The following is a 6,262-nucleotide window of genomic DNA, read 5'->3' as shown; positions in this document are numbered from 1 at the left end:
TCTTACACTTCAAAACCTTAACGTCATTACGAGGACGAAGGACGAAGTAATCTTACACTTCAAAACCTTAACGTCATTACGAGGACGAAGGACGAAGTAATCTTATACTACAAAACCTAAAGATTCCTTCACCTGTTCGGAATGACATTTTCTATTTCTTTGCAATAGCATCCAACCAATCCTCATTGCCTACATACCATGCAATTGTTTTTTGTATGCCTTCTTTAAATTGCAACGAAGGCTTCCACCCTAGCTTCTTTTTCAATTTAGACGCATCAATGGCATACCTATAATCATGTCCTGCCCTATCCGTTATATGAGTGATCAACTTTTCTGAAGTACCAGGTTCTCTATCCAATAAAACATCCACTTCTTTAATCAGCAAGCGAATCAAATCGATATTTGTCCATTCATTATCGCCTCCTACATTATAGGTTTCTCCTATTTTTCCGTCATGAAAAATAACGTCAATGGCATTGGCATGATCTTCAACATACAACCAATCTCTAATATTATCGCCTTTACCGTACACTGGCAGTGGTTTATGATGCACGATATTATTGATGAAAAGCGGAATTAATTTTTCAGGAAACTGATTTGGTCCGTAATTGTTAGAGCAATTAGAAATTACAATTGGCAATCCGTAGGTATCATGAAAAGCGCGTACAAAATGATCAGAAGATGCTTTGGAAGCCGAGTATGGCGAATGCGGATCGTATGCCGTTTGCTCGGTAAACAAGCCTGTTTCTTGTAAAGTACCGTACACCTCATCCGTAGAAATATGATAAAACAATTTCCCATCAAAACTATCTTTCCAGCTATGCTTCGCGTTTTCTAATAAATTTAGCGTACCCAAAACATTGGTTTTTACAAAGGCAAAAGGATCGGAAATAGAACGATCTACATGCGATTCTGCCGCTAAATGAATTACCCCATCAATCTTATGCGTTTCAAAAATATTTTTCACCAACACGGCATCACAAATATCTCCTTTTATAAAGGTGTAATTGGTGTTATTTGCAACATCTGCAATATTGGCAAGATTGCCTGCATAGGTTAACGCATCTAAATTGATGATATGATAGTCCGGGTATTTGCTTACAAACAACCGCACCACATGCGAACCAATAAAACCTGCACCACCGGTAATTAAAATATTTTTCATTACTAAAAGGTAATTATGATAATTAATAAAAGAAGTCCGAAATTTACGATTATTCTACCAATTTAACTTTGCTATGCTTAACGTCATGCTGAATTTATTTCAGCATCTCATTAATCATATAACAACTCACTTCACGTCAACCTGAACTTGCTTCAGGTACAAATCCTGATTTGCCGTAATTATTAGCTTTTCCCGATAATGATTGTCAATTCGAGTGATTTTAATGACTAAAAGGAAATAAAATTGTATCGAGAATTAATTTCTTTAAGTCGATAAGTTTTACACTAAGAAAGTTCTCGATACAATTTTTTGAAGAAAAAAAATCACTCGAACTGACAGTTGATTTATTTTCTTCAGATAGTTGATGCAATGATGATTGTCAATTCGAGTGGTTTTAATGACTAAAAGGAAATAAAATTGTATCGAGAATTTATTTCTTTAAGTCGGTAAATTTCACACTAAAAAAGTTCTCGATACATTTTTTTTGAAGAAAAAAAATCACTCGAACTGACAGTTGATTTAATTTCTTCAGATAATTGATGCGATGATCATTGTCAATTCGAGTGGTTTTAATGACTAAAAGGAAGTGAAATTGTATCGAGAATTAATTTCTTTAAGTCGGTAAATTTCATATTAAAAAAGTTCTCAATACAATTTTTTAAAGAAAAAATCACTCGAACTAACAGTTTATTTAATTTTTAAACAAGCTTAAAGTAGTAACTTAAAAAGGTGTTTCAAAACTCTCAAAAGAGGCTAAAGCTGTATCTTTTGATGATAAAATAATTTCTTTTGGATTGATTTTCCAATCAATATTCAAGCTAGTATCGTTATAAATAATTCCAGCATCACACTCTGGCGCGTACCAATTATCCACTTTATAGGCAAAAACTGCTTCTTCAGACAAGGTTACAAAACCATGAGCAAAACCTCGTGGTACAAACAATTGTTTTTTATTTTCTTCGGATAATTCTACCGCTACATGTTTTCCGTAGGTGGGTGAATCTTTCCGGATATCCACTACCACATCCAAAACCTTTCCTTGAATACAACGCACTAATTTTGCTTGTGCAAAGGGTGGTTTTTGAAAATGTAACCCTCTTAAGGTACCGAAAACAGATTTCGATTCGTTGTCTTGCACGAAATTTATAGTTCCTAGCTGTTCGTTGAATTTTTGTTGATTAAAAGACTCAAAAAAATAACCACGTTCATCTTTAAAGACGCGAGGTTCTATAATTACAACACCTTCAATTTCAGTTTTGGTAAAAATCATTAGCATTATTTTAAAAAACAATCAAATTTACTAATAATAAATGGAGTACGAGTTTCTTTTAAAAATGAAAAAGAGCTCATCATTAAAGTAAACGTCGTATTGGAATTGATCAGATTCCTGCCTTCGCAGGAATGAATTTTTTTTTTGATGTGATGCTGAAATAAATTCAGCATGACGCGGGTATAGTAAATTAATTCACGTCAAACTGAACTTGTTTCAGGTTCGCATTGCTACAATTCCATCTTGGATGTGATGCTGAAATACATTCAGAATGGCGTTGCTACACTATTGAGTTGTGAATTTAAACGAATATGTTAGTACTCTTTCACTAAGTTCAATAAATATTGTCCATAGCCATTCTTACGCAAGGGTTCTGCCAATTTCTTTACTTGTTCTTTTGTGATATAGCCCATATATAAAGCAATTTCTTCTAAACAAGCTACTTTTAAGCCTTGCCGTTTTTCTATGGTTTCTATAAACTGACTTGCCTCTAATAAGGAATCGTGTGTGCCTGTATCTAGCCAAGCGAAACCACGCCCCATTAATTGAACTTTTAGCTGATTATTGGCTAAATACGCTTGATTTACCGAGGTTATTTCTAGCTCTCCTCTTTCGGATGGTCTTACTTTTTTTGCAATTTCTATCACATCATTCGGATAAAAATACAGCCCTACAACTGCATAATTTGACTTCGGATTTTCAGGTTTTTCAATAATTGATATTGCGTTACCCTTATCATCAAAATCAACAACTCCGTAGCGTTTTGCATCTTTTACATAATAGCCGAAAATAGTTGCTTTTTTATCATTTTGAACATTATGAATTGCCGATGCTAACATTTCTGGTAATCCGTGTCCGTAAAAAATATTATCGCCTAAAATTAAACAAACATCATCGTTTGCTATAAATTCTTCACCAATAATAAAGGCTTGTGCTAAGCCATCTGGAGATGGTTGTTCTGCGTATTTCAGAGTGATTCCTAGATCGCTTCCATCGCCTAATAATGTTTTGAAATTAGGTAAATCGGTTGGGGTTGAAATTATTAAAATTTCGGTGATTCCTGCAAGCATCAAAACCGATAACGGATAGTAAATCATCGGTTTGTCATAAACAGGAAGTAATTGTTTTGATACACCTTTTGTTATCGGATATAAGCGTGTTCCTGATCCGCCTGCTAAAATTATGCCTTTCATTTTTTTTATGATAATATCGTCTAATTTATAAAAAACAAAGCTCAGAAATTATCCTGAGCTTTTATTTTTTCAATAAGTAACTTATAAGTATTTTTTACTGATTTTTTTTCAATAATTTCGCTACAGATTCTTTTATTCTACTTCTATCATCAACCGTTAAATTAGAGCCTGAAGGCAAACATAATCCATCAGTAAATAATTTTTCAGACACATCAGTTCCATAATAATCAGTATTTTCAAAAACTGGTTGTAAATGCATCGGCTTCCATAAAGGACGAGATTCTATATTGTCTTCTAATAAACTTAATCGTAAATCTTCTCTAGAAAACCCTGTTATAGTTTCATCTACAACAATAGCACTTAACCAATGATTTGAATAAAAATCTTGCGTTGCTTCTTTAAAAACAGTTATTCCTGCAACATCTTTAAATAACTCTTGATAAAATTCATTGTTAGCTCTTCGATAACCGATATGTTTATCTAAAACTTCCATCTGCCCTCTACCAATACCCGCTACAACATTACTCATTCTGTAGTTATATCCTACTTCTGAATGTTGATAATGCGGTGCATCATCTCGTGCTTGAGTTGCTAAAAATATGGCTTTTTGTTTCTCTTTTTCTGATTTACAAACTAAAGCACCACCTCCTGAAGTGGTAATAATTTTATTTCCGTTAAACGATAATATTCCAAAATCGCCAAAAGTACCACATTTTTGACCTTTATAAGTAGCACCTAATGCTTCGGCGGCATCTTCAATTAAAGAGATACCATATTTTTTTGAAATTGCTGAAATTTCATCCATTTTTGCTGGCATTCCATATAAATGAACAACAATAATCGCTTTTGGTTTTTTACCTTTTGATATTCCTTTTTCGATAGCTTCTTCTAAGGCTATCGGACACATATTCCAAGTATCTTTTTCACTATCGATAAAAACAGGATTAGCTCCTTGATATTTAATCGGGTTTGCTGATGCTGAAAATGTCATGCTCTGACAAATAACGTCATCATTTAAGCCAACTTCTGATAATATTAAAGCTAAATGTATTGCTGATGTTCCTGAAACCAAACAAGCAACACTTGAATTTTCACCAATATAATTTTCTAAATCTTTTTCAAATCCGTTTACATTTGGTCCTAGTGGTGCTATCCAATTCGTATCAAATGCTTCTTGCACGTATTTTTGTTCTGAACCTCCCATATGTGGAGAAGAAAGCCAAATTTTATTTTTCATGAATTTTTAAAATATTTTTTTTGCTGGATTACCAAAATAAGTTCCTTCTTTTTTTAAGTTTCGTAACACAATAGCTCCTGCTCCTACTTTAATATTAGCACTGATTTTTACACCAGGCAATATTGTTGCTCCTGAACCAATAAAAACATTATCACCAATAATAGCTCCTCCACCTATATCTACATTAGCCATTATTGAAACATAATTTCCAATTTTAACATCATGCCCTATTTGTGAACCAGAATTAACAAAAACACCATCACCAATAATTGTATTACAAGAAATAATAACGTTAGGCGTAGCTATAAAACCTAACCCCAATTTAGAAAACTTCCCTCTAAGAGATGAAGCGTGAAAAAAATTAATAATATTAAAACCTCCATTATTTATGTAATAATCAAAAATCCTTTTTTTCACTTCCTTATTAGAAATTGCTACAAGAACATTTTTAGCTTTTTGGAGAGAAGCTAGAGATATAGTATCTATTATTTTTAAATCTGACTCAAAATTATCTAAAGAAGAAGGATTATCATCTAAATATCCTATAACATTATATTTTTCTATTAAATCAGATTGAAAAACCCAACTTTCCATTTCTCTTCCAAATCCGCCTGCACCTACTATTGCAAGTGTTTTATTGTATTGAGTATCCTCCATCTATTTTAATATTTTGACCTGTTATCCATTTTGATTGGTCTGATAATAAAAATAATATAGAAGGTGTAACATATTCTATTTTCCCTATTCCTAATGGGTGCATTTCTTTTATTCTTTCTATATTCTCTTCAGCCAACGTTTCAAATAGACTTTTTGTCATTGGTGTTTCTACTACTCCTGGTGAAACTGCATTTACTCTAATTTGTCTTTTTGCTAATTCTAATGAAGCTGATTTTACAACACCAAGTATTGCTGATTTAGTACTGCAATAACCTACCTTTCCTGGTTGCCCTAATTCTCCCATTACAGAGGAAACAAAAACAATACTAGCATTGTTATTACTATTTTTCTTTTTAGATAAAACTCTTAATATTTCAATACCTGCAAATACATTAATATCATATAACGATTTTATTTTATCAGCTTTATAAATACTCAAAGGAACCGTTTCTTCTTTTCCTGCACAAGAAACAAAACCATCAAACTTACCAACACTCTCAATACAGTTATTAAGCGTTTTCTCTATTTCATTTATATTTGACAAATCTAATTTTATAAAAGTAAAATTATTATCAGTTAATATCTCTTCTTTAATTTTTGAATCATCTCTACCTATACCAATAACTGTAGCATTTTGATTTAATAATACCTCACAAACTCCTTTACCAATACCAGATGTTGCTCCTGTAACTAAAATTATTTTATCTTTTAAGCTTGGGTATAAAACTTTACTCATTTTT

At 32.4% G+C, this 6,262-nt stretch carries 6 protein-coding genes; all 6 read right to left on the bottom strand.

What is annotated here, in order from left to right:
* Positions 1 to 151: 151 nt before the first annotated feature.
* The 6 genes from rfbB to P2G10_RS12230 all read right to left on the bottom strand — a co-directional run bounded on the left by rfbB (position 152) and on the right by P2G10_RS12230 (position 6,258).
* The gene (rfbB, locus tag P2G10_RS12255) at positions 152 to 1,165 is read right to left on the bottom strand and encodes a dTDP-glucose 4,6-dehydratase (protein ID WP_275316868.1); all 1,014 of its coding nucleotides are present in this window, start codon (positions 1,163 to 1,165) and stop codon (positions 152 to 154) included.
* A gap of 721 nt (positions 1,166 to 1,886) precedes the next feature.
* Entirely contained in the window at positions 1,887 to 2,435 is a 549-nt protein-coding gene (rfbC, locus tag P2G10_RS12250) for a dTDP-4-dehydrorhamnose 3,5-epimerase (protein WP_275316866.1), read from the bottom strand.
* Positions 2,436 to 2,749: 314 nt separating this feature from the next.
* The gene (gene rfbA / locus P2G10_RS12245; protein WP_275316865.1) at positions 2,750 to 3,628 is read right to left on the bottom strand and encodes a glucose-1-phosphate thymidylyltransferase RfbA; all 879 of its coding nucleotides are present in this window, start codon (positions 3,626 to 3,628) and stop codon (positions 2,750 to 2,752) included.
* A 94-nt stretch (positions 3,629 to 3,722) separates the two neighbouring features.
* Positions 3,723 to 4,865, bottom strand: coding sequence for a DegT/DnrJ/EryC1/StrS family aminotransferase (locus P2G10_RS12240; RefSeq protein WP_275316863.1), 1,143 nt, complete (start codon positions 4,863 to 4,865; stop codon positions 3,723 to 3,725).
* 6 nt (positions 4,866 to 4,871) lie between these two features.
* Complete coding sequence (locus P2G10_RS12235) at positions 4,872 to 5,522, bottom strand: NeuD/PglB/VioB family sugar acetyltransferase (RefSeq protein ID WP_193705759.1); 651 nt, start codon at positions 5,520 to 5,522, stop codon at positions 4,872 to 4,874.
* The gene (locus P2G10_RS12230) at positions 5,500 to 6,258 is read right to left on the bottom strand and encodes an SDR family NAD(P)-dependent oxidoreductase (RefSeq protein ID WP_232123391.1); all 759 of its coding nucleotides are present in this window, start codon (positions 6,256 to 6,258) and stop codon (positions 5,500 to 5,502) included. Before P2G10_RS12230 ends, P2G10_RS12235 begins: the two co-directional genes overlap by 23 nt.
* Positions 6,259 to 6,262: the final 4 nt, after the last annotated feature.

The sequence above is a fragment of the Tenacibaculum bernardetii genome (assembly GCF_029125915.1).
Taxonomy (GTDB): domain Bacteria; phylum Bacteroidota; class Bacteroidia; order Flavobacteriales; family Flavobacteriaceae; genus Polaribacter; species Polaribacter bernardetii.
Note: the sequence above shows the minus strand (reverse complement) of the source record. Positions and strands in the feature narration are given on the sequence as shown.

Excerpts from the sequence above, each read along its gene's own strand:
- rfbA (WP_275316865.1), bottom strand. The coding sequence starts at position 3,628 with ATGAAAGGCATAATTTTAGCAGGCGGATCAGGAACACGCTTATATCCG.
- P2G10_RS12230 (WP_232123391.1), bottom strand. The coding sequence starts at position 6,258 with ATGAGTAAAGTTTTATACCCAAGCTTAAAAGATAAAATAATTTTAGTT.
- rfbC (WP_275316866.1), bottom strand. The coding sequence starts at position 2,435 with ATGATTTTTACCAAAACTGAAATTGAAGGTGTTGTAATTATAGAACCT.
- P2G10_RS12235 (WP_193705759.1), bottom strand. The coding sequence starts at position 5,522 with ATGGAGGATACTCAATACAATAAAACACTTGCAATAGTAGGTGCAGGC.
- P2G10_RS12240 (WP_275316863.1), bottom strand. The coding sequence starts at position 4,865 with ATGAAAAATAAAATTTGGCTTTCTTCTCCACATATGGGAGGTTCAGAA.
- rfbB (WP_275316868.1), bottom strand. The coding sequence starts at position 1,165 with ATGAAAAATATTTTAATTACCGGTGGTGCAGGTTTTATTGGTTCGCAT.